23 protein-coding genes are annotated in these 22,642 nt (G+C 61.3%); 5 read left to right on the plus strand and 18 right to left on the minus strand.

Going from position 1 to position 22,642, the window contains the following annotated elements:
- The first annotated feature begins 38 nt into the window (after nt 1–38).
- The 3 genes from C4K40_RS15145 to C4K40_RS15155 all read left to right on the plus strand — a co-directional run bounded on the left by C4K40_RS15145 (nt 39) and on the right by C4K40_RS15155 (nt 2,110).
- Nucleotides 39–650 (plus strand): LysE family translocator, encoded by a 612-nt coding sequence (locus tag C4K40_RS15145; RefSeq protein ID WP_022640959.1) that lies wholly within the window; start codon nt 39–41, stop codon nt 648–650.
- Nucleotides 651–705: 55 nt separating this feature from the next.
- Entirely contained in the window at nt 706–1,341 is a 636-nt protein-coding gene (locus C4K40_RS15150; RefSeq protein WP_022640958.1) for a hypothetical protein, read from the plus strand.
- Between the two features lie 169 nt (nt 1,342–1,510).
- Nucleotides 1,511–2,110, plus strand: a complete 600-nt coding sequence (locus C4K40_RS15155; RefSeq protein ID WP_053129805.1) for a hypothetical protein — start codon at nt 1,511–1,513, stop codon at nt 2,108–2,110.
- A 149-nt stretch (nt 2,111–2,259) separates the two neighbouring features.
- Here the strand turns inward: C4K40_RS15155 and asnB are convergent, their stop codons facing one another.
- The 8 genes from asnB to C4K40_RS31735 form a co-directional block, all read right to left on the minus strand.
- Nucleotides 2,260–4,092 carry an asparagine synthase (glutamine-hydrolyzing) gene (gene asnB, locus C4K40_RS15160; protein WP_053129809.1) on the minus strand — a complete coding sequence of 611 codons (1,833 nt, stop codon included), beginning with the start codon at nt 4,090–4,092 and terminating at the stop codon, nt 2,260–2,262.
- 140 nt (nt 4,093–4,232) lie between these two features.
- Nucleotides 4,233–4,901, minus strand: coding sequence for a phenazine biosynthesis FMN-dependent oxidase PhzG (gene phzG, locus C4K40_RS15165; protein WP_022640950.1), 669 nt, complete (start codon nt 4,899–4,901; stop codon nt 4,233–4,235).
- Nucleotides 4,898–5,734 carry a PhzF family phenazine biosynthesis protein gene (locus tag C4K40_RS15170; protein WP_022640949.1) on the minus strand — a complete coding sequence of 279 codons (837 nt, stop codon included), beginning with the start codon at nt 5,732–5,734 and terminating at the stop codon, nt 4,898–4,900. The genes phzG and C4K40_RS15170 overlap by 4 nt, the downstream gene beginning before the upstream one ends.
- A 3-nt stretch (nt 5,735–5,737) precedes the next feature.
- Nucleotides 5,738–7,651: an anthranilate synthase family protein gene (locus C4K40_RS15175; RefSeq protein ID WP_053129812.1), complete on the minus strand. Its 1,914-nt coding sequence runs from the start codon at nt 7,649–7,651 to the stop codon at nt 5,738–5,740.
- Nucleotides 7,648–8,271 (minus strand): isochorismatase family protein, encoded by a 624-nt coding sequence (locus tag C4K40_RS15180; RefSeq protein ID WP_022640947.1) that lies wholly within the window; start codon nt 8,269–8,271, stop codon nt 7,648–7,650. The genes C4K40_RS15175 and C4K40_RS15180 overlap by 4 nt, the downstream gene beginning before the upstream one ends.
- Nucleotides 8,272–8,286: 15 nt before the next feature.
- Nucleotides 8,287–9,483, minus strand: a complete 1,197-nt coding sequence (locus tag C4K40_RS15185) for a 3-deoxy-7-phosphoheptulonate synthase (RefSeq protein WP_053129815.1) — start codon at nt 9,481–9,483, stop codon at nt 8,287–8,289.
- Between the two features lie 25 nt (nt 9,484–9,508).
- Complete coding sequence (locus C4K40_RS31730) at nt 9,509–10,000, minus strand: PhzA/PhzB family protein (protein ID WP_053129818.1); 492 nt, start codon at nt 9,998–10,000, stop codon at nt 9,509–9,511.
- Nucleotides 10,001–10,030: 30 nt separating this feature from the next.
- Nucleotides 10,031–10,522: a PhzA/PhzB family protein gene (locus C4K40_RS31735; protein WP_053129821.1), complete on the minus strand. Its 492-nt coding sequence runs from the start codon at nt 10,520–10,522 to the stop codon at nt 10,031–10,033.
- Between the two features lie 428 nt (nt 10,523–10,950).
- On the opposite strand from C4K40_RS31735, the gene C4K40_RS15195 reads away from it, so the two are divergent.
- Nucleotides 10,951–11,676 (plus strand): autoinducer binding domain-containing protein, encoded by a 726-nt coding sequence (locus C4K40_RS15195; RefSeq protein WP_031321685.1) that lies wholly within the window; start codon nt 10,951–10,953, stop codon nt 11,674–11,676.
- 36 nt (nt 11,677–11,712) lie between these two features.
- Here the strand turns inward: C4K40_RS15195 and C4K40_RS15200 are convergent, their stop codons facing one another.
- The 10 genes from C4K40_RS15200 to C4K40_RS15245 all read right to left on the minus strand — a co-directional run bounded on the left by C4K40_RS15200 (nt 11,713) and on the right by C4K40_RS15245 (nt 21,736).
- Entirely contained in the window at nt 11,713–12,303 is a 591-nt protein-coding gene (locus tag C4K40_RS15200) for an acyl-homoserine-lactone synthase (RefSeq protein ID WP_022644417.1), read from the minus strand.
- A gap of 120 nt (nt 12,304–12,423) precedes the next feature.
- The gene (locus C4K40_RS15205) at nt 12,424–13,053 is read right to left on the minus strand and encodes a LysE family translocator (protein WP_022644418.1); all 630 of its coding nucleotides are present in this window, start codon (nt 13,051–13,053) and stop codon (nt 12,424–12,426) included.
- A gap of 13 nt (nt 13,054–13,066) precedes the next feature.
- On the minus strand, nt 13,067–13,534 hold the full coding sequence (locus C4K40_RS15210) for a nuclear transport factor 2 family protein (protein ID WP_022644419.1): 468 nt from the start codon (nt 13,532–13,534) through the stop codon (nt 13,067–13,069).
- A gap of 13 nt (nt 13,535–13,547) precedes the next feature.
- Complete coding sequence (locus tag C4K40_RS15215; protein ID WP_053129827.1) at nt 13,548–14,765, minus strand: diaminobutyrate--2-oxoglutarate transaminase; 1,218 nt, start codon at nt 14,763–14,765, stop codon at nt 13,548–13,550.
- On the minus strand, nt 14,755–15,801 hold the full coding sequence (locus C4K40_RS15220) for a fatty acid desaturase (protein ID WP_083456839.1): 1,047 nt from the start codon (nt 15,799–15,801) through the stop codon (nt 14,755–14,757). The genes C4K40_RS15215 and C4K40_RS15220 overlap by 11 nt, the downstream gene beginning before the upstream one ends.
- 9 nt (nt 15,802–15,810) lie before the next feature.
- Nucleotides 15,811–16,632 (minus strand): diiron oxygenase, encoded by an 822-nt coding sequence (locus tag C4K40_RS15225; RefSeq protein ID WP_053129830.1) that lies wholly within the window; start codon nt 16,630–16,632, stop codon nt 15,811–15,813.
- Complete coding sequence (locus C4K40_RS15230; RefSeq protein WP_164485023.1) at nt 16,625–17,530, minus strand: 3-methyl-2-oxobutanoate hydroxymethyltransferase; 906 nt, start codon at nt 17,528–17,530, stop codon at nt 16,625–16,627. The genes C4K40_RS15225 and C4K40_RS15230 overlap by 8 nt, the downstream gene beginning before the upstream one ends.
- 13 nt (nt 17,531–17,543) lie before the next feature.
- Nucleotides 17,544–18,647 carry a pyridoxal phosphate-dependent aminotransferase gene (locus C4K40_RS15235; RefSeq protein ID WP_022644426.1) on the minus strand — a complete coding sequence of 368 codons (1,104 nt, stop codon included), beginning with the start codon at nt 18,645–18,647 and terminating at the stop codon, nt 17,544–17,546.
- Nucleotides 18,648–19,201: 554 nt separating this feature from the next.
- The gene (locus tag C4K40_RS15240) at nt 19,202–20,566 is read right to left on the minus strand and encodes a hypothetical protein (protein WP_124421316.1); all 1,365 of its coding nucleotides are present in this window, start codon (nt 20,564–20,566) and stop codon (nt 19,202–19,204) included.
- A gap of 246 nt (nt 20,567–20,812) precedes the next feature.
- On the minus strand, nt 20,813–21,736 hold the full coding sequence (locus tag C4K40_RS15245) for an NAD-dependent epimerase/dehydratase family protein (protein ID WP_053129838.1): 924 nt from the start codon (nt 21,734–21,736) through the stop codon (nt 20,813–20,815).
- A 548-nt stretch (nt 21,737–22,284) separates the two neighbouring features.
- Between C4K40_RS15245 and C4K40_RS15250 the strand changes: the two genes are divergently transcribed.
- Nucleotides 22,285–22,605: a hypothetical protein gene (locus tag C4K40_RS15250; protein WP_053129839.1), complete on the plus strand. Its 321-nt coding sequence runs from the start codon at nt 22,285–22,287 to the stop codon at nt 22,603–22,605.
- Nucleotides 22,606–22,642: the final 37 nt, after the last annotated feature.

Genomic DNA, 22,642 nt, shown 5'->3' on the forward strand with positions numbered 1-22,642 from the left:
TCCAGGCCGACATCGTAGTGACCCGGGGGATTTCGTCGATGAGCGTGACTGCCTCGATCTGGTTTTTCGCCGTACCGTTCGCCATTGCCGCGGCCATTCCCGGCCCGGCCCAGGCCGCAATGCTGGGGCAGGTGGTGGCGCGCGGGGCCCGTTCCACCTTGCCGTTCATCGGTGGCATGGTCCTGGGCAATGCGCTCTGGCTGCTGGTGGCCACCCTGGGCCTGGCGGCGCTGGCACTGCGCTTCGAGTACTTGTTCATCGGCGTCAAGTGGCTCGGCGTGGCCTTCATCCTGTTCATCGCCTGGAAGCTGTGGTCGAAGAACCCCACGCAGCCCGAGGAGCTGCCGAAGCGCTCGGCCGGCCGCGGGCTGCTCGCCGGAGCGCTGCTGACCCTGAGCAACCCCAAGGCGGTGGTGTTCTTCGGTGCGGTGCTGCCCCATGCCTTCGACCTGACGGCGCTGTCCTGGTCGGAAGTGGCTTTCATCACTGCACTGGGAGTCGGCATCGACCTGAGCATCCAACTGGCGTACCTGGTGACCGGGGCGCGGATCAAGCGGGCGATCCAGTCGCCCAGGGCCATGCAGCGCCTGAACCGCACCTCGGCCGGGATCATGACCGGTTGCGCAGGTTGGATGGCGATCTCCCGCTGAGTTCAAGCAGGCAAAGAATTCTGGCGTTCCCCCTACATAAGGATATCGATACGGCATGAACAGACATTCCCACCTGCTATTGGCCATCGCCTTGCTCGGCACCGGCACGCCGCTGCTGGCCGCCGAAGGTTTCATCGGCCAGGGTTTCGCCCAGGATCGCGGCTACGAGCCCGACGGACATGGCGGTTTCAAGGGCACGGGCAAGAACCAGGGTTCCGATTACGAGTTGCAGAAGGACGGCTCGCTCCGAGGCACCGGCAACAATTTTGGTCGCGGTTATGCTCCGGCCGACGATGGCGGACTCAAAGGCACCGGGCTGAACAAGGGCGCCGGTTTCACCCCGGATGGTTCGGGTGGCTACACCGGTACTGGCACCAACTACGGCCAAGACTACAAGTCCGATGGCAAGGGCGCCTTCCACGGTGAAGGCAGCGCCTGGGGTGGCGGCTGGGCCTCCGATGGCAAGGGCGGCTACGAGGGGACGGGCGAGAACCGCAAGCGTGGTTATGTCTCCGATGGCCGTGGTGGCTACACCGGTACTGGCAAGAACCAGGGCAGGGGGCTGGAGCCCGATGGCCGTGGCGGTTTCATCGGCACTGGGGACAATGCCGGCGGTGGCTGGGAACCGGATGGCTACGGCGGCTACAAGGGCACCGGCAACAATCGTGGAGAGCGCTGGCGCCCCGATTGACCGGCAGCGGGCCTGCCGCGCACTTGCCGACAGGCCTGTCCTGGCCAGGTGCTGTTGCGAGTTGCAACACAGCGCTGCGCGCTGGCGTATCGCCGGCTGATGGCAAAGTGTGTATAAAGCTTCGCCCGAAGGGCTGCACCAGGCCCGCGCCCAAGGAATAGTCCCCTCCATGCTTCGGCTCTTGCTCCCCGTCCTGCTCCTGGCCCTTGCCGGTTGCGCCACCAAGCCTCCGGCCAACCCCGACAATCTCTGCGAGATCTTTCGCGAGAAACCCAAGTGGTACGAAGCCGCGCAGAAGATGAACCAGCGCTGGGGCGCCCCGATCCAGGTGCCCATGGCGATGATGTACCAGGAGTCATCGTTCAAGCACGACGCCTTGCCACCGCGCTACTACTTCTTGGGCTTCATTCCCTGGGGCCGGGTCAGCACCGCCTACGGCTACGCCCAGGCCAAGGATGAAACCTGGGCCGACTACAAGAAGGACGCCGGTGGTTGGGGGGCAAGCCGCGACAACTTCGCCGACGCCCTGGATTTCATGGGCTGGTACATGCAGAAGAGCTACAACGTCAATCGCACCTCCAAATGGGACGCCTACGGCCAGTACCTGAACTACCACGAAGGCTGGGGTGGCTATCGCAACCGCAGCTACGACGCCAAGCCCTGGTTGAAGAACGTATCGCTCAAGGTCCAGGCCCGGGCCTCGCTGTTCGGCGCCCAATACCGCAGTTGCGAACAGGAACTGGCCCGCGGCGGTGGCTGGTTCTGGTGAAAGCAGGGCGGGACAAGCTCCTTTGAACGATGGCCGCACATTGGCAAGGACCTGAAGGCCAATACCGGCCGCAATGCAGTGGGATAGCCGAGACACTGCGCGCAGTGTCCCGCAAGATGAGGCAGCCTCCCGGCTGCCTCAGGTTCCTATCAGACCGCAAGCCCGTGGGAGCGCAGCCAGGCATCCAGCGTTAGCGCAGTTTCCAGGCCATGCCGGCTCATCTGCGTATTGAAGTAGCCCTCGGGCTGGCGCAGTTCCTCGGTGACATGAGCGTGGGAGACGATGCCGAACACCGGGTTGCCGACGTCCTGCAGCAATTGCTCGGTACTGCGGCGCAGGAAGCGTTCATAGCCCAGGTTCGCCGAAGTCGGATAGGGGCTTTTCCTGCGTTTGAGCACCGCCTCGGGAACATAGTCGGCACAGGCCTGCTTGAGCAGCCACTTCTCCTGGCCGTCCTTGCTCTTGATCGACCACGGCACGTTGTAGACGTACTCGACCAGTTGGTGATCGGTGAACGGCACACGTACCTCCAGGCTGTTGCACATGCTCAGGCGGTCCTTGCGATCGAGCAGGATCACCATCCAGCGTTTCAAGTGCATGTGGCAAATCTCGCGCATCCGCCGTTCCTGCGGGCTGTCCTGGGCCAGGTGCTCGACCTGGCGCAGAGCATCGTCGTAGCTCGCCTGCTGGTACTTGGCCAGGTCGCACCGGCGGGTGAAATCCGGGTTGATGAAGCCCGCCTGCAAGTGCACCCGCGATGCCCAGGGAAAACACGCCGAGGCCACGACCTTGGGGTCACGGAACCAACTATAGCCGCCGAACACCTCATCGGCGCCTTCGCCGGAGATGGCCACCGTGGAGTGCTTGCGAATCTCCCTGAACATCAGGTTCAGGGAGGTATCCATATCGCCGAAGGTGAGCGGCACGTCCTTGGCCCGGAACACCTCGCGGCGGGCCAGGTCGGAAATCAGTTCCGCGTTGTCGATGAGCACGGTCTGGTGCCGGCTGCCTATGGCTTTTGCGGCCAGCAAGGCAAAGGGCTGGTCCAGGTCGGGGCGTAGGTCGTCGCTCTTGAAATACTCGGCCTGGCCGGTGAAGTCCAGGGAGAAGGAATTGATATCACCGCCGGTCCTGGCCTTTTCCAGACGCTGGGCGATCGCCGTGAGGGTGGTGGAATCGAGCCCGCCGGACAGCAGCGAACACACTGGAACGTCGGCATGCAGCTGCGACCCCAGTGCCTGGGTGACCAGCTCGCGAGTCTTGTGCACCGTGGTCTGCACATCGTCCTGGTGTTCCTGGCGGCGTACTTCCCAGTAGCTGCGGATCTTTATCGGTCCATTGGGACGCCAGGACAGGAGATGGCCGGGAAGCAGCTCCATCAGGTTTCTGAACGGTGTCTGGTCGGTGCCCTTGGACAGCGTGAGCACATCGGCCAGCCCGGTGGTTTCCAGGGTCGCGGTGAATTCCGGGTGAGCCAGGATGGCCTTGATCTCCGAGGCGAAGAGCAGGCCATCGCGATGCCGGGCGTAGAACAGCGGCTTGATCCCCAGGCGATCGCGGACCAGCAACAGGTGGCCATCGCGCCCGTCGAACAGGGCGAAGGCGAACATGCCGGTGAGGTATTCGCAGCAGCGCTCGCCCCATTGCAGGTAAGCATGCAGTACCACTTCGGTGTCGCTGCGGGTCTGGAACTCATGACCCTGTTGTCGCAGCTGCTTGCGCAACGCGTCGTGGTTGTAGACTTCGCCGGTGTAGACCAGCGCGACTTCCTGGCCATCGGCGAAACGATAGATCATCGGCTGGACGCCACCGTCCAGGTCGATGACCGCCAGCCGCCGATGCCCCAGAAGGGCATGCCGATGCCTCCATGTACCTTCGGCATCAGGCCCGCGAAACGCGAGCGTATTGGTCATGGCGCGAATTGCAGGACTTTCCCCTTCGAGCCTGCGCGTATAGTCTACCCATCCTGTGAGACCACACATTTAGCAACTCCTCTGATTAATCGATGAGCCGCGTGAGGATGGCCGGAAAGACTTCCATGACGCATGTCGGGTAAACCGCAGTGTCTTGCCCCCAGTGCCAATCCATCGCGCGGTAGATCCCGTACCAACACTTGCCTTATTCAGGGTTGCAGGCGTCGTACCTCCCAGCCCTTGTCACTGCGGTCATAGCGCAAGCGTTCATGCAGGCGCTCCTGGCCGTTGCCCCAGAATTCCACGGACTCCAGCCGCAGCTCGAACACGCAGTAACCAGCAGGCCGCGGCAACGGCCCCGAGACCTGCGCCAGCTCCCGGGCGGCGTCGCGCATGGCCTGGATATCCAGCAGCTCCTCGCTCTGGTGCGATACCGAGGACATCGGATGCGTGGCATAGGGGCGGTTCAACCAGGCCTCTTCGGCCTTGGCATCCGGCAAGCGCACGGCCCGACCGTTGAGGATGATCTGCTGGCTGGTCTCGCGCCAATACAGGACTCCCGAGGCCCAGGGGTTCTGGGTCAGCTCACGGCCTTTCTGGCTGCCGGCATGGGTGCTGAACAGCAGGCCGGTATCGGTGATCTCGCTGATCACCACGATCCGGGTCGAAGGTCGGCCCTGGCTGTCGGCGGTGGCCAGGGCCAGCGCCTTGGGTTCGCGGATGCCCACGCGGCGGGCGCGTTCGAGCCAGTTGCGCAGCACGCCCATGGGCTCGTCCGGCAGGCTCTGGAACTCGGGGAAGGGCGCATCCAGGGTGCCGGTGAGGGACTCCGACATACCGCTGCCCAACAGTGGCTTGCCTTGTAGTGGATTGTTCATAGCACGATGGTCCCCCGCCCGAAGAGCACGCCATTACCGGAAACTTCGACTCGCTTGAGCTGCTCGGCCCGGCCTTCGGCCCTGGCGAACATCAGTGAAGGTCGACCGATCTCCACGCCCTGGAGAATCTCCACCTGCTGGCCGAACGGCAACTGGCCGTGGCGAGCCAGGTGGATGGCCAGTGGCCCGGCGGCCGAGCCAGTGGCGGCATCCTCCACCACGCCATAGGCTGGCGAGAACATCCGGCTGCGCCAGCGCCGCCCGGAACCGGCAAAGCAGTTGATGGCCATGTCGTGGAAGTTCGACAAGGCGCGGTGATCGGGATGCAGGGCGGACAGCGCCTCGATGCTTGGCAGGCCGACGAACACATGGCGCGGGCCGTTGTGATAGATCTCGATGGGAAAGGTCGAGGACTCGATGCCCAGGGCCTTGAGCAACTCGGCATCGCGGCCCAGGGCCGACCAGGTGGGAATCGGCTGGTCCATGCTGGCGGCGATCACGCTGCCGTTCTGGCGTTCCAGCTCGAAGGCGATGGTGCCCATCTGGGTTTCCAGGTACAGCCGGTGGTTCTCGGTATGGGCGCCCAGGGCGATGGCGGTACCCAACAGCGGGTGGCCGGCGAAGGGCAGTTCGTTGACCGGGGTGAAGATCCTGACCAGCCAGTCGCCGCTGTTGCGCGGCTTGAGCACGAAAGTGGTTTCCGAGAGGTTCATTTCCCGGGCGATGCGCTGCATCTGGGTGGCGCTCAGGTCGTCGGCGTTGAAGAACACCGCGACCGGATTGCCTTCCAGCGGGGTACTGGCAAAGGCGTCGATGATGACGTATTCGTGCATGGGTTATCTCCGGGCCGCCGAAGCGTTGCTGTCGGCGGGGGTATTGATGAGGGCATGGCGCAGCAGGTCGGCCATGATCCGCGGGCCTTCCTGGGTCAACAGCGATTCGGCGTGGAACTGCATCGAGGCGAACGCCGGCCCGCGCAAGGCATGTACCTCGCCGGTCTCGCTGTCGCGGCTGATCTCGATGGTGCCGACGCCTTCGACGTCCAGGCGGTTGCTCGTGCTCTGGGCCGCGAAGGTGTTGTAGAAGCCCACCCGCTCGGGGTTGCCGAACAGGTCGATCTGCTTCTGCACGCCCTGGTTGGGGATTTCCCGGCGTTGCAGCTCCAGGCCCAGGCACAGGCTCAGGACCTGGTGGCTCAGGCACACCGCGACGAAGGGCCGCTGCTCAGTGAGCAGGGTGCGGATGGCCAGGTGCAGGTGGTTGATCTTCGGCTGCTGGATCTCGCTGGGGTTGCCGGGGCCGGGGCCCATGATCACCAGGTCGTAGCCGTCGAAGCTGTACTCGTCGTTGAAGCTGCGCACGGTCACCAGCAACCCCAGGGACCGTAGCTGCTTGGCGATCATCGAGGTGAAGGTGTCTTCGGCATCGACGATCAGCACCTGGCGCCCGTTGAAGTCGCTCTGCACCTGCTGGCGCTGCTGGCTGTCCATCAACCAGAAGTCCGAGACATAGGCGTTGCGGCTGGCCAGGGCGGCGCGCACTTGCAGGTGGTCGCCAAAGCGCGAGGGGGTCTGGTTCTTCAGTGCGGCGATCAGGCCGGCGGCCTTGGCCCGGCTTTCCGCGGCTTCGCCCAGCGGGTCGGAATGGCGGACGATGGTCGAGCCGACGCTGATGCGCACCTGGCCCTGGTCATCGATGTCGGCGGTACGGATCAGGATCGCCGAGTCCAGGGACCGTCCGCCCTTGCCGTCATTGCCGATCAACGCCGCCATGCCGCTGTAGTAGCCACGCCCCTGGGGCTCGTAGCGCCGGATCACCCGGCAGGCGCTTTCCAGCGGGCTGCCGGTGACCGTCGGGGCGAACAGGGTCTCGCGCAGGATGTCGCGCACATCGCGGCGGGTCTTGCCCTCGATGAAGTACTCGGTGTGGGCCAGGTGGGCCATTTCCTTGAGGTACGGGCCACGGACATGGCCGCCGTCCTCGCAGATCAGCGCCATCATCTTCAGTTCTTCGTCCACCACCATGTACAGCTCTTCGGCTTCCTTGCGGTTGGCCAGGAACTCCATGACTTCGGCCAGGCTGGGGCCGGCGGGCGGATAGCGGTAGGTGCCGCTGATGGGATTCATCACCGCCAGACCATCCTTGACGCTGATGTGGCGCTCGGGCGAGGCACCGACGAAGGTCCGCTCGCCGGTGTGGATGATGAAGGTCCAGTAAGAGCCTTTTTCCCGTTCCAGCAGGTGCCGGAAGAACGACAGGGCCTTGGTCGGGCCATAGTCGCTGATCTCCGCCAGGAAGGTGCGCTTGATCACGAAGTTGGCACCTTCCCCGGAGCCGATTTCGTTGGCGATCACCTGGCTGACGATCTCGGCGTAGCTTTCGTCGCTCAGGTCGAAGCGCTCGCTGTCCAGCTGGATCGGCTCATCGGGCAGCAGCTGCAGCAATTGCTCGATGCCGATGGATTGCTGTTCGGTGATGTTCATTGCCAGCAACGGCGACTGGTCGTCCACGGCCTCGAAGCCGCGCTCGGCGATCTGCCGGTAGGGAATCAGCGTCAGCACGTCCAGGCGCGGTGCGCCGATGGTGGTGGCGGGCAGCTCGATATCCGCCAAGTGCCGGGGTTCCGACATCTTGCCCACCAGGACGTCCAGCAATCCCGGTCCAGTGGCCTCCGGACGGTAGAGCAGGGCAAAGGGGCCGGGGGCCGGTTGCAGGATACGTTCGATCAGCGGGGCGCTGGCCTGGTTCATAGCAGCACCTCATCGGTGGTCACGACCATGGCGCAGCGGCTGGCGGCGTATTCGATGGCCATCCAGTGGTGCTCCTTGCTGAAATCGGCGATCGCATCGGCTACCAGGAACGGCTGGATGTCGTTGGAATAGGCGTCCACCGTGGAGATCAACACTCCCACGTGGGCGTACACTCCGCAGAGGATCAGTTGGTCACGACCGCTTTCGCGCATGCGCTCGAGCAGGTCGGAATTGAAGAACGCGCTGTAGCGCCACTTGGTCAGCAGCCAGTCGCCGGGACGGGGCGCCAGGGCGTCGACCACCTCGCGATCGCCGGGGCTGGCCTGCATGCCCGGCCCCCAGAAGTCCTTGAGCAATCCTCGTTGTTCTTCGCTCATGCTCCCGGGTTGGGCGGTGTAGGCCACCGGGATCTGGTTATCGGCGGCCCACTGGCGAATGCGTGCGGCATTGCCCACTACGCTTTCGCGCAGGGTCTCGGGCAACGGCCGCAGGAAATAGCGCTGCATGTCATGTACCAGCAGTACGGCGCGCTCGGGGTCTATATGCCATTGCGCGAGATTGACGGGCAGGTCGCGGGAAGTGGGCAGGGCATAGGGAATGATCGATGGAATGCCGGTCATGGCGACTAACTCCAGTCAGAAAAGGGCGGGTGAGGGCGAGTTCTTCCAGGCCATCACCGCGGTGATGGCTTGCCAGGGAGTCAGGCGCGGATCGCACAGGCTCTTGTATTGGCTGGCGACCCGGTCCAGCTCCATGACATCGGAAACGCATTCGCTGACCTCATCGGGAGTGGTCTCCAGATGCAGGCCGGCAGCCACGCCCCCGGCCGCAGTCACGGCATGCTTGAAGGCGATGATTTCCTCGGTGATGGTCCGCACCATGCGGGTCTTGTTGCCGCACGGGGCGACTATGGTGTTGCCGTGCATCGGGTCGCTGAGCCAGATGATCTTGTGCCCGGCACCGCGGACCGCTTCGACCAGGGGCGGCAGGCGATCACCGACCTTGTGCGCGCCCATGCGGGCGATCAGGGTCAAGCGGCCCGGCTCGCGACGCGGGTCCAGGCGTTCGCACAGGCTCAGCAACTGCTCGCGGGTGATGTCCGGACCGACCTTGCAAGCCACCGGGTTGAGCACCTCGCTGAGCAGCGCCACATGGGCGCCGGTCAATTGCCGGGTGCGCTCGCCGATCCACGGCCAGTGGGTCGAGCCGAGGAATACCCGGCCTTGTTCGTCCTGGCGGACCTGGGGCAGTTCGTAGTCCAGTACCAGCATCTCGTGGCTGGTCCAGGCCGGCGAACCGTTCAGTGGCTCCTGGTCCACCGGTTCGCTCCAGCCCAGGTGCTGCATGATGTCCTGGGCGGCCCGATACCCACGCACCAGGCGTTGGGCATCGTGTTGGCGATGGCTGTCGACGGCCTCGCGGCCGTTGACCATGTCACCGCGATACACCGGCAACTCGACGTCGCCGATGCGTTCGCTGTTGTTGGAACGGGGCTTGGCGAACTGCCCCGCGATCCGACCCACTCGCACCACCGGCTGCTGGGTCACCAGCCGCAATGCACCGGCGAGCATGTCCAGCACCGCGGCTTTGCGGGCCACGTGGTTGGGAGAGCTCTCGCTCATGTCCTCGGCGCAATCACCGGACTGGATGACCATCGCCTCGCCGGCCGCGACCTTGGCCAAGGTCTCCCGCAGCACCAGGACGTCTTCGACGCGAATCAGCGGCGCGCTGTCCCGGAGATAGGCCTGCGCATCGTGCAGTTGTGAAGGCTCGCTCCATTGAGGTTGCTGCAACGCTTCACAACTTAGAACTCGGTTCAGTAAGTCTTCCATGATGCGATCACTCTCTGGATGGGATTCAGGTAGGAATGCCTTCGCGCTTGATCTGCGGCACCGGAATACCCAGGGCGCGCAGTTGCTGGAAGACATTCATGAACTCGCGGTTCTGTTTGATCTTGCCGTCCTGCAATTCGAAAGAATGCAGGAAGTGATTTTCGTAATAACCTTCCGGATATCCTGGGAACAGGATCTTGCCGTGGCCATCGCACTCGACCCAGATATGATTGGGATCATCGGTTTCAAATATCTGGATGTTGTACCACTCCCAATCCGGGAAGCACTTGAGTGACCAGACAGCATGTTCGGCCAACTTGGACTTGCCGTTGATGGCAATTGGCGCACCGGTATCCGTGGTCCAGAGGCCGCCAGAACCATCCTCGGTAAATAGTTCGTGACGACGCAGGCGGTCCTGGCCCTTGGTATGCATGTATTGCTCTACGGTGGCGCGATTTTTCCGTCGAAGTTCGGTGGTGTCGTGCTCATTTAGTTGTCGTGCAGCGCTATTTTGCATGGTCTTTCTCCAATGTTTTAGGGACTTGACTTATGAGGCAGGAATACCTGCGCGCTGGATCTTCGGTACCGGGACACCGAGGCCGCGAAGTTGGTCGAAAGGGTTCATGAACTCACGGCTCTGGGTGATCTTGCCGTTGTCCAGCTCGAAGGAATGAATGTAATGATTCTCGCAATATCCCTCCGGATAACCCGGTACCCGAGTCTTGCCACGAGCGTCGCTTTCCACCCAGAAGTGATTGGGATCGCTGGTGGCGAAAATCCGTACATTGTGGAATTCCCAGTCCGGGAAGCACTTCTCGATCCACGCGCCGAGAGCGGCGAGCTTGGCATGGCCCCTGAATTCCAGGGGTTTTCCGGTTTCGTTGGTCCAGGAAGCGACGCTGCCATCCTTGGTGAACAACTCATGACGACGTAGGCGATCTTTGCCATTAGTACGCATGTACTGCTCGACGGTGGCTCGATTTTTCCTGCGAAGTTCAACTTGTTCATCAAAGTCGCTGGGAGCGCTTGAAGCAGTCATGGGCAGCATCCTCACTTAATTAGAACCATCGTTTTCTAAAATAAAGTAAATGTCTGGTTAACTATTTCTTGGCGAAATTAGTTGCAGCCATCAAGAATCTTGCTGTTGTAACGGCGTTGAATGGGGGTTGTTTATACACTTGCGTTTCTTGGCGTTGGAACTACCAGATCTTGTAGCGAGGGTGGCTAAGAAGCCATTCGGAAGGACTGTTTCAGTATCGTGAAGAGAATCGTGCGTTCGTCGCCTGAAGACCGGTAATGGCCTAGTAATATCGAAAGTAGATACTGGCTTATGGCTAGCGAGTTTAACTATATAGTACAAATCTAGTGTTAGTACGAAGGCGTCTATGGAGCTTCCGATTTACCTGTTGACATGAGTTCAGTTTGGTCTAGTCTCACGACCTCGTTCAAACTTTAGTGGTGTTCAAAATGGAATTAGGACAGCTGTTTGGATGGGACGCTTATTTTTACAGTATCTTTGCACAAGCCGCGGATACTGAAGAATTCAGGGTTATCGCGATGAGAGCCTTGCATGAACTGGGTTTCGACTTCTTTGCCTACGGCATGTGTAGCGTGACCCCATTCATGCGCCCCAGGACATCTATATATAGCAATTACCCCGAGCACTGGGTGCAGCGCTACCAGGGGGAAAACTACGCCTTGATCGATCCGACGGTGAAGCACAGCAAGCTTTCCCCGGCCACGATCCTGTGGACTAACGAGCTATTTCGCGACAGCCCGCAGTTCTGGTCCGAAGCCAGGGATTCGGGCCTGTGCCATGGCCTGGCGCAACCTTCGTTCAATGCCCAGGGGCGAGTCGGCCTGCTGAGCCTGGCACGCCGGAGCAAGGCCATCAGCCTCGAGGAGTTCGAGGCCTTGAAACCTGTTACCAAGGCATTCGCCATCGCTGCCCATGAGAAGATCTCTGAACTGGAAAGCGATGACAGCGTGTTCAATGCCCAGGTCGAGTTCAGTGGACGGGAATGCGATGTGCTGCGCTGGACTGCCGATGGCAAGACCTCGGAAGAAATCGGCGTGATCATGGGGGTGTGCACCGACACGGTGAACTATCACCACCGCAACATCCAGCGCAAGATCGGCGCCAGCAACCGGGTCCAGGCGGTGTCCTACGCGGTTGCCCTGGGCTACATCTGAGCCGCTGCCGAGTCGCCTGCGGGCGGCTCGGCCTGATCAGGCGGTTTCCTGCAAAGGGGTATTGCCACCCAAAGTCGCTGGGGCCAGGGCGCGGCGATGCTGTTCGCGATGGGCCGAAAGCTTGATGGCGATGAGTTTTTCATCCTGGTGCAGGGTCGGCGGCCCCAGTCGTTCATAGTGCACGCCATTGATCTTGTAGTAGCGCTCCATGGTCCGATTGACCACCCCGACGATGGCCTCGGCCCCCGCCTGGCTGGCGACCTTCAAGCTTCTCCAGAACAACGGCATCGCCAATTGTGGTTCCCGGGTAGTGAAGCGGGTCATTTCCCAAATGGCTGGATGCCTGGGCGGTGCGTCTGAGCAGGTCTGGCTGAAGACGCCTTCGAGCAGGTTGGGGCAGGTGGTGGGTATCAACCGCGAACAGCCGACGATGGCGCCTTGCCGGTTGATGGCCAGGATATACCGGGCATGTTGGGTATCGTACTGGTCCCATTCGCATTGGTCCGGATGGGGATGGGCCGGCAGTCGCCATCCCAGCCGTTGCACGAACTGTTCGTAGCGGAAACGTCCTAGCGAAAATCGCAACTCATCGTTCATCTCGCTCAGCCTGTGCTCTTCCATGTGCATGCTGGATGTCCTCGAGGGTAGGTAAAGCGGTCCCTTATAGAGGACCGGTATCGGCTTGGCACCTACAAGATCTGGTAGTTGCCGGGTCGTCCAGCGAGGAGCTCAAGCAACGGTCTTCGGCTATGGCGCACGGTAGGCCAGCAATAACACCCCGAAGCTAATGAAGCAGCAGCCCACGACCCGGCTGGCCAAAGTGGCGATCCGCGGCTGGCTCAGCAGCGAGACCATCTTGCGTGAGGCCAGTCCATAGCCCTGGAGCGTCAGTAGCGACAGCAACATGAAAATGCCGGTCAAAACCAGAAATTGCATGCTCAGGGATGAGCCGGGCTTGATGAACTGCGGAAATAGCGCGGTAAAGAACAAGATGGGCTTGGGGTTACTGATGGCGAGGAAGAAAGACTCCTTGAACAGCGCTGCAAACGACTGGCTGGGTTGCTGCGCTGCCGCTTCCGACCCGAACAGTTGCTTCCTGGCGATCAGTTGCCCAACGCCCAGGTAGAACAGATAGAGTGCACCCCCGATCTTGAGCAGGGTGAACGCCCAGGGGTTGGCCTTGAGGAGCAGGCCTACCCCGAGTATTGTCGCCAGCGAAAGGCAGAACAGCCCGCAGATATTGCCTAGGGCACCAGACAACACCGCGCCCGGCCCTTGCCTGAGACTGTTCTTTATGGCCATGACCACCGCCGGTCCGGGGCTGGCTATCGATAGCCAGGCGATCAGCGAAAAGGTAAGCAGCTGTCGTGTATCCATATCGCCTCGAATCTCAGGTTGCGCCTGTAAGTACCGCACGGTGCAGCCCTGGTGTGCCATGGTTGGCAATGAGTTGCTGGCGGATCGCGCAAATTCTCCACTGCCCGTCGCGCTTGGCCAGTTCGAAGAAATATCGCCCGTAAGAGTGGAAGAAATCGCCCTGGCCACGACAGTCCTGCGTGCTGAATCTATGGATCTGGTAATTGCAGCGAGCAGTGGCGACAGTGCCGTCGATCGTGATCAGCAGGTTGGAAAAGTTGTGCTGCATCTTCAACTCGCTAAGCGCGGCCTGCCGCCGGGCAATGTAGTCTTCGCGCAGCATGGGCCCGGGCGCTTCGTCCCTGAAGCTTGAGTAATCGATATGCAACCGCTCCCACAGGCAGTGGTGCATGCCTGGCCAGTCCAGCAAGTCGAAGGTGCCTTGGAACCGGCACAGCAGGTCGTGGATCGCCATTCGTTCAAGCAACAGGGTGGTGTTCATCCCGGGCTCCATGTCAGGTGTATTCGCGCACTACCTGGATGACCGTATCCAGTGCGCACTGCAAGTTGTCAGCACTGGAGGTCAAAGGCGGCATGATCTTGATCACCCGGCGCTGGCCACCACACTGTTCCACCAGGATATGCCGGTTGCGCAGTTGCACCAGCACCTGCTTGGCGATCTCGGCACTTTCCAGCTCGATGCCATGGATCATGTGCCGTCCTCGCACAGGGCATCTCTGGGCTACCTGCGCCATCACGTCCTGAAGGATCTGCTCGTTGCGCTTGAGTCCATGGGCAAATTCGTCCGAGTTGAAGGTTTCGAGCATGAAACAGGCTGATTGCACCGCCAAGGCATTGCCCCGGAAGGTGCCACTGTTCTCACCTGGCTGCAGGCTGTCCAGTTCCTTCTTGACCAGCACCAGGGATATCGGCAGGCCGAAGCCGGAAAGGCTCTTGGCCAGGCAGATGACGTCAGGATAGTGCTCCGACAAGGCCTGGAAACTGAAAAAACCTCCGGCCCGCCCGCAACCTACCTGGATCTCGTCGACGATGGTAACGATACCCTTGCGCGCGCAGAGTTCCAGCAACCGCCGGTACCAGTTGGCGGTGCAGGCATGGATGCCGCCCTCGGCCTGGATGGTCTCGAAGACCACGGCGGCGGGCAGGCCATATCCGGAGCTTTCATCGTCCAGGAGCTTTTCATAGAGCGCCACGGTATCGACGTGTTCTCCCAGGTAACGGTCATAGGGCAGGCGCAGCACAGAGGCCAGATCGGTGTAGGCCGAGGCTCGCTTGGCCGCATTGCCGGTCAATGACAAGGCATTGTAGGAAAGTCCATGGAAGGAGTTCGTGAAGCAGGCCACTTCCCGGCGTCCTGTGGCATTGCGCGCGTACTTTAGGGCCGCGTCGATGGCCAGAGTCCCGGCCGGAGGGGAGAAGTAATAGTGGTAATGGCCACGATAGCGCTCGGGCAGGATGGTGCTTTCGAACAGCTCGATGAAACCAGCTTTGGCCGAGGTGAAAAAATCCAGGCTGTGTACCGGCCCATCCTGCTGTAGATACTGGATCAGACGAGCCTTGATCTGCGGGTGATTGTGCCCGAAGTTGGCCACGCCGGCAGAGGAAAACAGGTCGAAGTACTGCTGGTTGTCCGCGGTGAAGTAGTACTCGTTGCGAGCGCGCACGATCTGTTTTCCGAACGAGGCGCCATAGGCGTTGACGTTAGATTCCATTGGGAGCGTCCTTGGTGACCAGGCGGTGGTAGAGGTCGTTGATGGCAGAGCGCGGGCCGGAGCGACCGAACACGAAACCCTGGCTTTTATTCACCGCATAGAGGGCATCGGTCTGACTGAGAGCCTGGTCTGCCGCTGCGCTGTATTTCCAGTGCAGGCGCGGATGCAAGTGGTGCAGCAGGTGGTAGGAATCGGTCAGTGGGCACACCAGGATACGCATGAGTACTCCATTGAACCGACCGTACTCGGTGCGCTGCGTGACATTCTGATCATGCTCGGCCTTATCCACCGCTCCTGGATCATGGGGCGCGAACCAGCGATGCTCCACCAGGAGCGACCACCAGGAATACAGCGGGTAGAACACCAGCAAGCCGAGCAGGTACGCCCACAGCGCAGGGGCTCCAGCCCCCAGATACAGCGCCGCCAGGAGCAGGCCGTTAACCCACAGGCGGGCCATCCGACCATGGGAAGACCTGGTGCCGTCCCTCATGATCGTCAGGGTCTCGACCAGCCCGGTAGGAGTCAGCGGGTGGAAGAACAAAAGCCAGAATCGCGCCGGGCTTATGCCGGGGACCAGGCCGATGCGCCTCAGACGTGCCACGTTGGGGTCTTGCTCGGTGGCGGCATGTGGGTGATGAGCGACACAGTGGCTCTGGTAGCGTGCTGTAGAGTCGGCACGAAAGGTTGCGAAATTGCCCAGGTAATCGGCGATCCGAAACTGCAGCGGCCGGTCGGCACCGAACCCCATGTGCAGGGCGGTGTGGCCTATCTCCTGCAGGACCCGCAAGCGTCCGCCGATGAAGATTGCGGCAACCAGCACGACGACCGGATTCGGCCACAGCCGGCATGCTCCGGCCAACAGCGCGATCTCCAGCCAGACGGCGACGAACGCGAGGATTTCGTACCAATGGTCATGGGCCTTCACCACATTGGGGCGTTGGCCGGCCCTGATGGCATCGCGCACCGGCTGGTCGTCGCGGTAGCGGCGCCATTCCAGGAAACGCACTAATGCCCAGGCGAGCAGGATCATAGACATGGGGCACTCCTAGGTCCTGAGGGTCTTGAGCAGCTTGTCGACGCCACGCATGTCCCGGCTCATGCAGGTAGAGGCGGTGGAAAAAGTGGCGCGCACACCGTGAGCCGCGAAGATCGTTTCGTACATGCTGAAGTCATGCAGCAGGAAACTGTCGCGCGCATCGCTGATGGCTGTGTCGAGAAAACTGGCGTGCTGTGCAGGCAGAGTGCGCAGCAGATCCAAGGTGGCCTCGATGAAGATCAGCGAATGAATAGCCTCATCACGATTATGCTGCTCGACCAGCGCACGGTTGCTTTCCTTGATGGTGTGGCACCGCGACAGGGTTTCCAGGAAGGCATTGATGCTGACCTCCGCTACCGCCGCATAAGCGACGACGAGCAACTCGCGTTTGAACGCGTCCTGCTCGTCTTGCAAGAGCGTGCGCATGCTCCGGATGGTCACCGACAGAGCGGGTGAAAATGCACGGTTGTAGCGCTGCAACGCATCGTCGATGGCCAGGGTGTGAAAGTAGGTGTGGTATTGCTCGTCGGTCGCGGTCTGCAGCAAGCCACGCTTGACCTCGGTACGCACGCCTTCCTGGCTGGTCAGGAACCTGATGGCGGGCAGGGCAATATGTTCCTCGGCCTGGATGGTCCGCCAGTTGTAGTTGAGCCACAGGCCGGTGGCGATCGACTCACGCAGGGTTTCGAACTTCTCCTGGTCTGGCGTGGTGAAATCCGGAAGCAATTCCAGGGGGTAGTCCGGCCGGTCATCGGTGACGAACTCCGGGTACCAGTTGCGAACGCTGGCTTTGTTCTTCCAGTGCTCCAGCGCGAAATCGAGCTTAGACATCGAAGTTCTCCTCAATGATCGACAGGTAGGTATCGACGCTTATCTTGTGATGGGGCGAGGGCGGGAAAACGTTGGCGGTGGCCAGCTTCAAAAGCTTGGAAATACAACTATTGATCAGTTCATCGGTGTAGTGGGTGATAACTTCTTCACGCGCGATCATCGCGGTGGGGGGGAAGAAGATTGATTCGCGTCCCGACTTGACCACCGCATCCCAGACGTTGAGCGACTGTCCGGAAAACCGTGCCTTTCCGGAGAATATCGAATAGGGAATCACCCCACGGTCGAGTGCATGGCGGGTCAGGATCTGGTTGGCGATTTCGGTGACCCGCTCGAAGATGACACACCGCGCTCCTGCCGCGATGCCCCGATCGAGCAGGTGTTTGAGGCGGCTGATCTCCTCACCGTCATTGCCATAGACGCGGTTCTCGTTCTTCTGTGGTGCATAACCGATGTGGATGGCCCATTCGTGCTGTGGGTTGTCTATCTCATGCAGTGGCCATAGGTCCGTAGTCTCCAGCACCTCCAGCTTGATGATGTCGGCACCGGCCTCCACGTAGTCGGCGACGATGCCCAGGGTTTCGCTGGGGGTCAGCCCACCGGGTATATCCGCCATGAGGGCCGGTCGGGGAATGTCGTATTCGTTCTTGTCGATCTCCCGGCGCACTTCGGCGACCAGGCTCGGCAGTAGCGTCCGGGACAGAACCAGGTCCTGCTCGGTGAGCTGGGTGGTGTGGCGGCCCAGATGGGTCATGAAGTAGGAGTCGCCGACCATCACCGACTCGACATTCCCAAGCTTCAGGTCGGCGATCGCCCGGGCGACAGCCTTGTATTCGAAGTCGCGGTAGAGGTTGATCTTCAGGCCGCAGGCCGCTTCGGGGGAGTTTCTGAGTGCGAGCATTTTATTGATCATGTCAGTCCTCTCGTGAAAGCAAGGCAGTCAAAAGGGCGAAGCATTGTTGCAAGCGTTGTGGCGGTTCGGAGGTGAAGCACAACCGGGCATAGGCAGCGTAATGTGCGCCGAACAACTGCCCATCGACCACGCCGATACCCGCGTTGAGCAAGTCCTCAAGCGTCAGGTGTGGCGTAATGGGCAAGAAGGCGAAGAACCCCCCGCGGGGCACCAGGCAATGATCGTGAAGCGCGGCCTGGGTCAGCCGCAGGTTTTCCAGGTACAGCCGGCGTCGCTCGCTGATCAGCTGTTTTTCCAGCAGGAAATGATGAGCGATGGTTTGCGAGAAACTGTTGAGCGTGTAATTGGTGTTGCGATACAGCTGTTCCAGCTGCCTGGCCTTGGACGCGTCGCCATGGACGAAACCAAGGCGGGCACCGGGTATGCCCATCAATTTGCTGAAAGTGAAGACATTGCTGATGTTTGGGTGCTGGTAGAGATCGGGTAGGCGCGGGAAGTACTCGGGGTCACTCTCTCGTTCACCAAAACCGAAATACGCATGGTCGATGACCAGGGCGATGTCATGCCATTGGCACAGGCGAGTCAGCTGGAGGATGAACCAATCGCTGTAATAGTTGCCCAGCGGGTTGGCAGGTACTGCCAGGTAGATAATTGCCGAGCTTGGCCCCAGGCGTGATTCGATTTGCGCCAGCAAGGCCGGTTCGGGTACGAGTTCGGCGTTATGCAGGGAGGGAACTTCATCCATCAGGCCACCTGCTTGCTCGATAACGCCGGGCAGGTACATCCAATAGGGGCTGATGACATGTACTCGGTGTTTCCCGGGGCGCACGAACAGATTCAGGCACAGGCTCAAGCCGTGGGTGCCGCCATTGCACAGGGCGATTTCATCCTGTCGTTCCGGTTGCCCGAGAAAAACCTCGGCGATGTTGCGCTTGAAGGGTTTTTCGCCACCCTCGATGGAGTGTTTTCCAGGGGCAATCAGTGGTGTCTGGATGTGCTTGAGTGTGTCTATCAGATCGGGATTCTTGTATAGCTTGCCCTGATGCAGTGAGAAGCTGCGTTCGAGCAGGGAAAGCCTGGCTTCCAGGTCTGCAAAAATATCCATATCGGTTCGCCCATATCCATTGGCTGAGTGACGTCAATGTCCAGATGTGCCTGTCAGATCCAGAGGTCACTGCGGGAAAGTCCTGTCCGCAGCCTGAGACACATTGGATCGAAGGTGTAGACAATGCCTTTGGAGGAGGAGAGAAAGGTGGCTGAAAAAGCCGACTGGTAGGCGCTTATGGCGCTAAATTTGCGGCGCAGGCCGTAACTGAGGTTCGTCTTCTCTAGGTCATTCATTCTGTAACATCGCCGGCCCTCATTTACCGACTATCCCTTGCAACGCCGGCAGGACGGGGCCAGGGCACTGTGCAACAGCTCCTGGCGCCGTGCTCACCGGGCGTCGGCGTTGTGATGCGGCAAGGTAGCGGGGAGGACCCGTACCTGACCTCGTGTCATCTGCTAAGAACGAATGCCCGCAGGCCGACGGTGGCGTCGCCCAGGAGAACGCGACGACGCCATCGTTGTGGACTCGGTGCTGCCCATCATGCCGGGCGTGGTCCGGAGCACCTTCGCCCATGGCGCTCGCACAGCACTGGCCACGGGCGGCTGGCAGAGTCAATCACCGCGCTGGAAGGCCTCCTCGGCGGGCAGCAGCGGGATCTTCGACGACACCGGCGTACCGACGCTGGAACTCTTGAGCTTGAAGGTGCTGCTGTCCACCTTCAGCGCCGTCGGGTGCTTGGTCTTGTTCCAGGCATGCCAGTTGGCCACTCCCAGGGCCATTTGCAGGGAGTAGTCCAGTGAGTTGAAGCCGGGGATGAAGGGCTCGTCGGATTTGAGATTGCGGTAGAACAGGCGCACCGCTTGCTCATTGACCTTGCATGTGGGCAGGCGCTCGTAGGTCTGCTGGTTATCGAGCTCGACCACTTTCAGGCAGTTGTCGTCGGTCTTGGGGTTGAAGTCCGGCCCGGGCCCGCCATTGGTATCCATGGCCCGGCTGTGGCAGCTCATGCAACTGGAAAGCGGGCTGTCCACCGGGCCGTTCATGCGTCCCAGGTAGCCCATCTGGTCGTCCGGTGCGCGGTTGGCGAACATCGCCTTGGCCTCGGGATTGACCCAGCTTTCCCCCGGACGCTTGCCGGCCTGGTAATCGGCGTAGGTGAACTTCGTCGAGTTGCCCCATTCCAGGCCCACGGGGATCAGGTTGTCCCAGTAGTTGGCCGCGCCCCGGGCGCCGTTGAACACGAAGGTCCCGAACACCCAGCCGCTATGAGTCGCGTCGGCCTGCCCCTTGACCGCGATATCCATTTGCAGCAGGCGCAGGTTTTGCGGCTTGCGCTTGTTGGTAATGTCCGCTTGCCACTGAAGGTTGTTGCCCTTGAGGTAGGGCGCCTCGCTATCGGTAGCATCGGTGAACAGCAGCTTGGCGGTGACCGTACCCACGGGGAACACCACCTGGGTCGTGGTGGGGCGTGCCTTGTCTTGCCATACCTTGCCGAAGCTGCTGCCACCGATGTCGTTGTAGAAGCCTACCGCCCAGTTGTTGGTGCGTCGGGTCTGGTCAGGTCCCAGCTCGTGCAGGCGGCTGCCTCTTTCCATGGTCAGTCCATGGACCGGCTCGCGCTTGGCATGCATCCAGGGGGCGTGATACCAACGCCGGATGGGGTTCTTTTGCAGTTCCCAGTCGACACCGGTATTGCCTTCGACCACATAGGCCAGTACCTGGGCCATGTATTTAGCTGGATCGGTCTTGTAGTCGGTATGGCTCCAGGGGAAGTCCGTGGCAGGGGCTGGCGGGCTCGTCGGGTACTGGTTGCTGATGGCAAAGCAGGGAAAACCACTGATGCAGGGCGCCTTGGCGGAGGTGTTGAATAGCTTGATGGCCTCCTGGTCGTGATCGTCGTTGGACAGCGCATGGGCGTCGAGGACGTAGGCGGGCAGGGTGAACAGGGTGCAAAGCAGCAAGGATCTGTATGACATAGCACTCTCCTTGGCCATGGGTCATTGCGATCAAGCTTGACTGCGCAGGGCTGCTTGGACGCGCTGCACCGGGCACTGATAGTTATCAGCTTGGGAAGCTACGTGCCGATTACGAACGTCCGTGCACACCACAACACTAGATGAAAAAAACGCTGTGGGTACTGCCAAGCCAAGGCTTGGCGCGAGAGCGCTGAGCAAGGCGAGCGGTGAGCGGCCGGCAGCGCGGCTATCGTCCACCGTGCCGGCTCAGTGGCGGCCCAGCACCTGCTCCAGCCCCTGGCGGTAGGTAGTGACCTGGAACTCGGGGAAGCGCTGCTTGAATTTCGACGAATCGAACAGGTTGTCGTATTCGTAGCGCGGCAGCAGTTCGCGCAGCTCGCGGACTTGGCTGGAAACCAGGCCCGCGGCCAGCAGGGTCCATTTGCCCAGTACCTTGTAGGAGGGCGCCTTGCCCTGCACCTGTGCAGCGAGGCCGACCAGTTCCTTGTAGGTCAGGCGTTGATCGTCGCAGGGCAGGTGCCAGGTCTGCCCATAGGCATCCGCGGTATTGCCGAGCAGCCCCAGGGCGCGACTGGCGTCGGGGGTCCAGATCAGCGTGCGCTTGGTGTCGTCGCGCACCGGCACTCGCGGCGTCTTGCCAGCCTTGAGGTTATCCAGGACCAGGCTGTTGGTGATGCTCTGGGTCTTGCCGGGGCCATAGAACTCCGGCGCCCGGCCGATCAGCACCGGAATGTCGCCGCGGGCCATCTCCTGCAGCACCATGGAGGCCATGGCCGCCCGGACCTGGCCCTTGCGGCCGACGGGCTGGAAGGGCGCGTCTTCGGTGAGCAGCCGATCGTTTTGCGGGTACATGTAGGTGTTGTCGAAATAGACGAACTTGGCGTTGGCTGCGCGCGTCGCTTCGAGAGCGTTTTTCAGCATCAAAGGAAATTGCTGCTCCCACAGGCGAGTGTCCGGCGGCAGGCCGGCGGTGAAATACACGATGCTGCTGCCCTCGATGGCCTTGGCGGCCTGGTCGGCATCCAGCAGGTCGGCCGGTAGCAAGGTGTCGGACGGATTGACCTTGGCCGGGTTGCGACTGACCAGCCGCAGCTCATCGGTATGGCTGCTGGACAGTTCTCGCGCCAGCTCCACGGCGATCTGCCCACTGGCTCCCAATATGGTTTGCATGCTGTGTCCTTGAGTCGTTGAAGAAGTTGCGTAGTCGCCGCGTGGAGCCTGCGGCCAACCTCGATCGGTTGTTCGGCAGCCCCGGCCCATTGAGCTTAGCGAATCCACGTGCGCCTGCCGGCCATGGGGCTTGGGCGAGATCGACTGGCGAATCGAAAGGCGGTGGTTCTGCGGCCACGGGAAAACCTTAACTTTAAAGTTATCTTTAAGGTCAAGCGTTTATCCAGTGGTGAGATTCAGCACGCTGTCAACCCGATGCCCGCTGCCGCAGCGGGCAGCCAAGGCCCGGAAATCAGGGGCGCAGTCATGTGGGGCCAGCCGGACGTTCGAGCCCGGGCGCCGAGCGCAGGCGCAGGTTTGGTGATGTTTATTCGTCGGATTTCGACACTCGCAAATGGCGCGATCCAATGAGCTGACTAGGCTTTTTTTCTACTTCTGGTGCCAGCCCGTACACGGGCCGCACCGCTCGAGCCTGGCGCCGGCCAGCGACGCTGTAACCGAGACCGCTTTGCGTGCGGGGAAGGCGATTCTTGTCAGGAGGACAAGACATGAACTCTACCAGGGACGGTGCGTATCACATCTTTGGCGTCTGCCATGAACCCGACAGCCGCTTGTTCGTCGACTACGCGGTCGACGACCCCGGCGCATGCGAGCCCCGACTCCTGGATTTCATCCGTTGCTCCAGCGATCCCGCGCTGGCCCGCTGGCCTGCCCGGACACAACTGGCCAGCGGCGATGTCTTCGAAATCGAATGCGTGCAGGACGTGAGTGCCGCGCAGGAAGCGGTGGAGTTCTGGCGTGCGTACTTTCGCATGCTCGGCATGACCGTCTTCGAGGCCCGCCATCTGGTGGACCGGACCGGCGAATGATCCATCCGGGGAGTGCCATGCGTTCGCGCGTCGAGCA

This window comes from Pseudomonas sp. CMR5c, assembly GCF_003850545.1.
Classification (GTDB): Bacteria; Pseudomonadota; Gammaproteobacteria; order Pseudomonadales; family Pseudomonadaceae; genus Aquipseudomonas; species Aquipseudomonas piscis.

Excerpts from the sequence above, each read along its gene's own strand:
- C4K40_RS15145 (WP_022640959.1), top strand. The coding sequence starts at position 39 with ATGAGCGTGACTGCCTCGATCTGGTTTTTCGCCGTACCGTTCGCCATT.
- C4K40_RS15150 (WP_022640958.1), top strand. The coding sequence starts at position 706 with ATGAACAGACATTCCCACCTGCTATTGGCCATCGCCTTGCTCGGCACC.
- C4K40_RS15155 (WP_053129805.1), top strand. The coding sequence starts at position 1,511 with ATGCTTCGGCTCTTGCTCCCCGTCCTGCTCCTGGCCCTTGCCGGTTGC.
- asnB (WP_053129809.1), bottom strand. The coding sequence starts at position 4,092 with ATGTGTGGTCTCACAGGATGGGTAGACTATACGCGCAGGCTCGAAGGG.
- phzG (WP_022640950.1), bottom strand. The coding sequence starts at position 4,901 with ATGAACAATCCACTACAAGGCAAGCCACTGTTGGGCAGCGGTATGTCG.
- C4K40_RS15170 (WP_022640949.1), bottom strand. The coding sequence starts at position 5,734 with ATGCACGAATACGTCATCATCGACGCCTTTGCCAGTACCCCGCTGGAA.
- C4K40_RS15175 (WP_053129812.1), bottom strand. The coding sequence starts at position 7,651 with ATGAACCAGGCCAGCGCCCCGCTGATCGAACGTATCCTGCAACCGGCC.
- C4K40_RS15180 (WP_022640947.1), bottom strand. The coding sequence starts at position 8,271 with ATGACCGGCATTCCATCGATCATTCCCTATGCCCTGCCCACTTCCCGC.
- C4K40_RS15185 (WP_053129815.1), bottom strand. The coding sequence starts at position 9,483 with ATGGAAGACTTACTGAACCGAGTTCTAAGTTGTGAAGCGTTGCAGCAA.
- C4K40_RS31730 (WP_053129818.1), bottom strand. The coding sequence starts at position 10,000 with ATGCAAAATAGCGCTGCACGACAACTAAATGAGCACGACACCACCGAA.
- C4K40_RS31735 (WP_053129821.1), bottom strand. The coding sequence starts at position 10,522 with ATGACTGCTTCAAGCGCTCCCAGCGACTTTGATGAACAAGTTGAACTT.
- C4K40_RS15195 (WP_031321685.1), top strand. The coding sequence starts at position 10,951 with ATGGAATTAGGACAGCTGTTTGGATGGGACGCTTATTTTTACAGTATC.
- C4K40_RS15200 (WP_022644417.1), bottom strand. The coding sequence starts at position 12,303 with ATGCACATGGAAGAGCACAGGCTGAGCGAGATGAACGATGAGTTGCGA.
- C4K40_RS15205 (WP_022644418.1), bottom strand. The coding sequence starts at position 13,053 with ATGGATACACGACAGCTGCTTACCTTTTCGCTGATCGCCTGGCTATCG.
- C4K40_RS15210 (WP_022644419.1), bottom strand. The coding sequence starts at position 13,534 with ATGAACACCACCCTGTTGCTTGAACGAATGGCGATCCACGACCTGCTG.
- C4K40_RS15215 (WP_053129827.1), bottom strand. The coding sequence starts at position 14,765 with ATGGAATCTAACGTCAACGCCTATGGCGCCTCGTTCGGAAAACAGATC.
- C4K40_RS15220 (WP_083456839.1), bottom strand. The coding sequence starts at position 15,801 with ATGTCTATGATCCTGCTCGCCTGGGCATTAGTGCGTTTCCTGGAATGG.
- C4K40_RS15225 (WP_053129830.1), bottom strand. The coding sequence starts at position 16,632 with ATGTCTAAGCTCGATTTCGCGCTGGAGCACTGGAAGAACAAAGCCAGC.
- C4K40_RS15230 (WP_164485023.1), bottom strand. The coding sequence starts at position 17,530 with ATGCTCGCACTCAGAAACTCCCCCGAAGCGGCCTGCGGCCTGAAGATC.
- C4K40_RS15235 (WP_022644426.1), bottom strand. The coding sequence starts at position 18,647 with ATGGATATTTTTGCAGACCTGGAAGCCAGGCTTTCCCTGCTCGAACGC.
- C4K40_RS15240 (WP_124421316.1), bottom strand. The coding sequence starts at position 20,566 with ATGTCATACAGATCCTTGCTGCTTTGCACCCTGTTCACCCTGCCCGCC.
- C4K40_RS15245 (WP_053129838.1), bottom strand. The coding sequence starts at position 21,736 with ATGCAAACCATATTGGGAGCCAGTGGGCAGATCGCCGTGGAGCTGGCG.
- C4K40_RS15250 (WP_053129839.1), top strand. The coding sequence starts at position 22,285 with ATGAACTCTACCAGGGACGGTGCGTATCACATCTTTGGCGTCTGCCAT.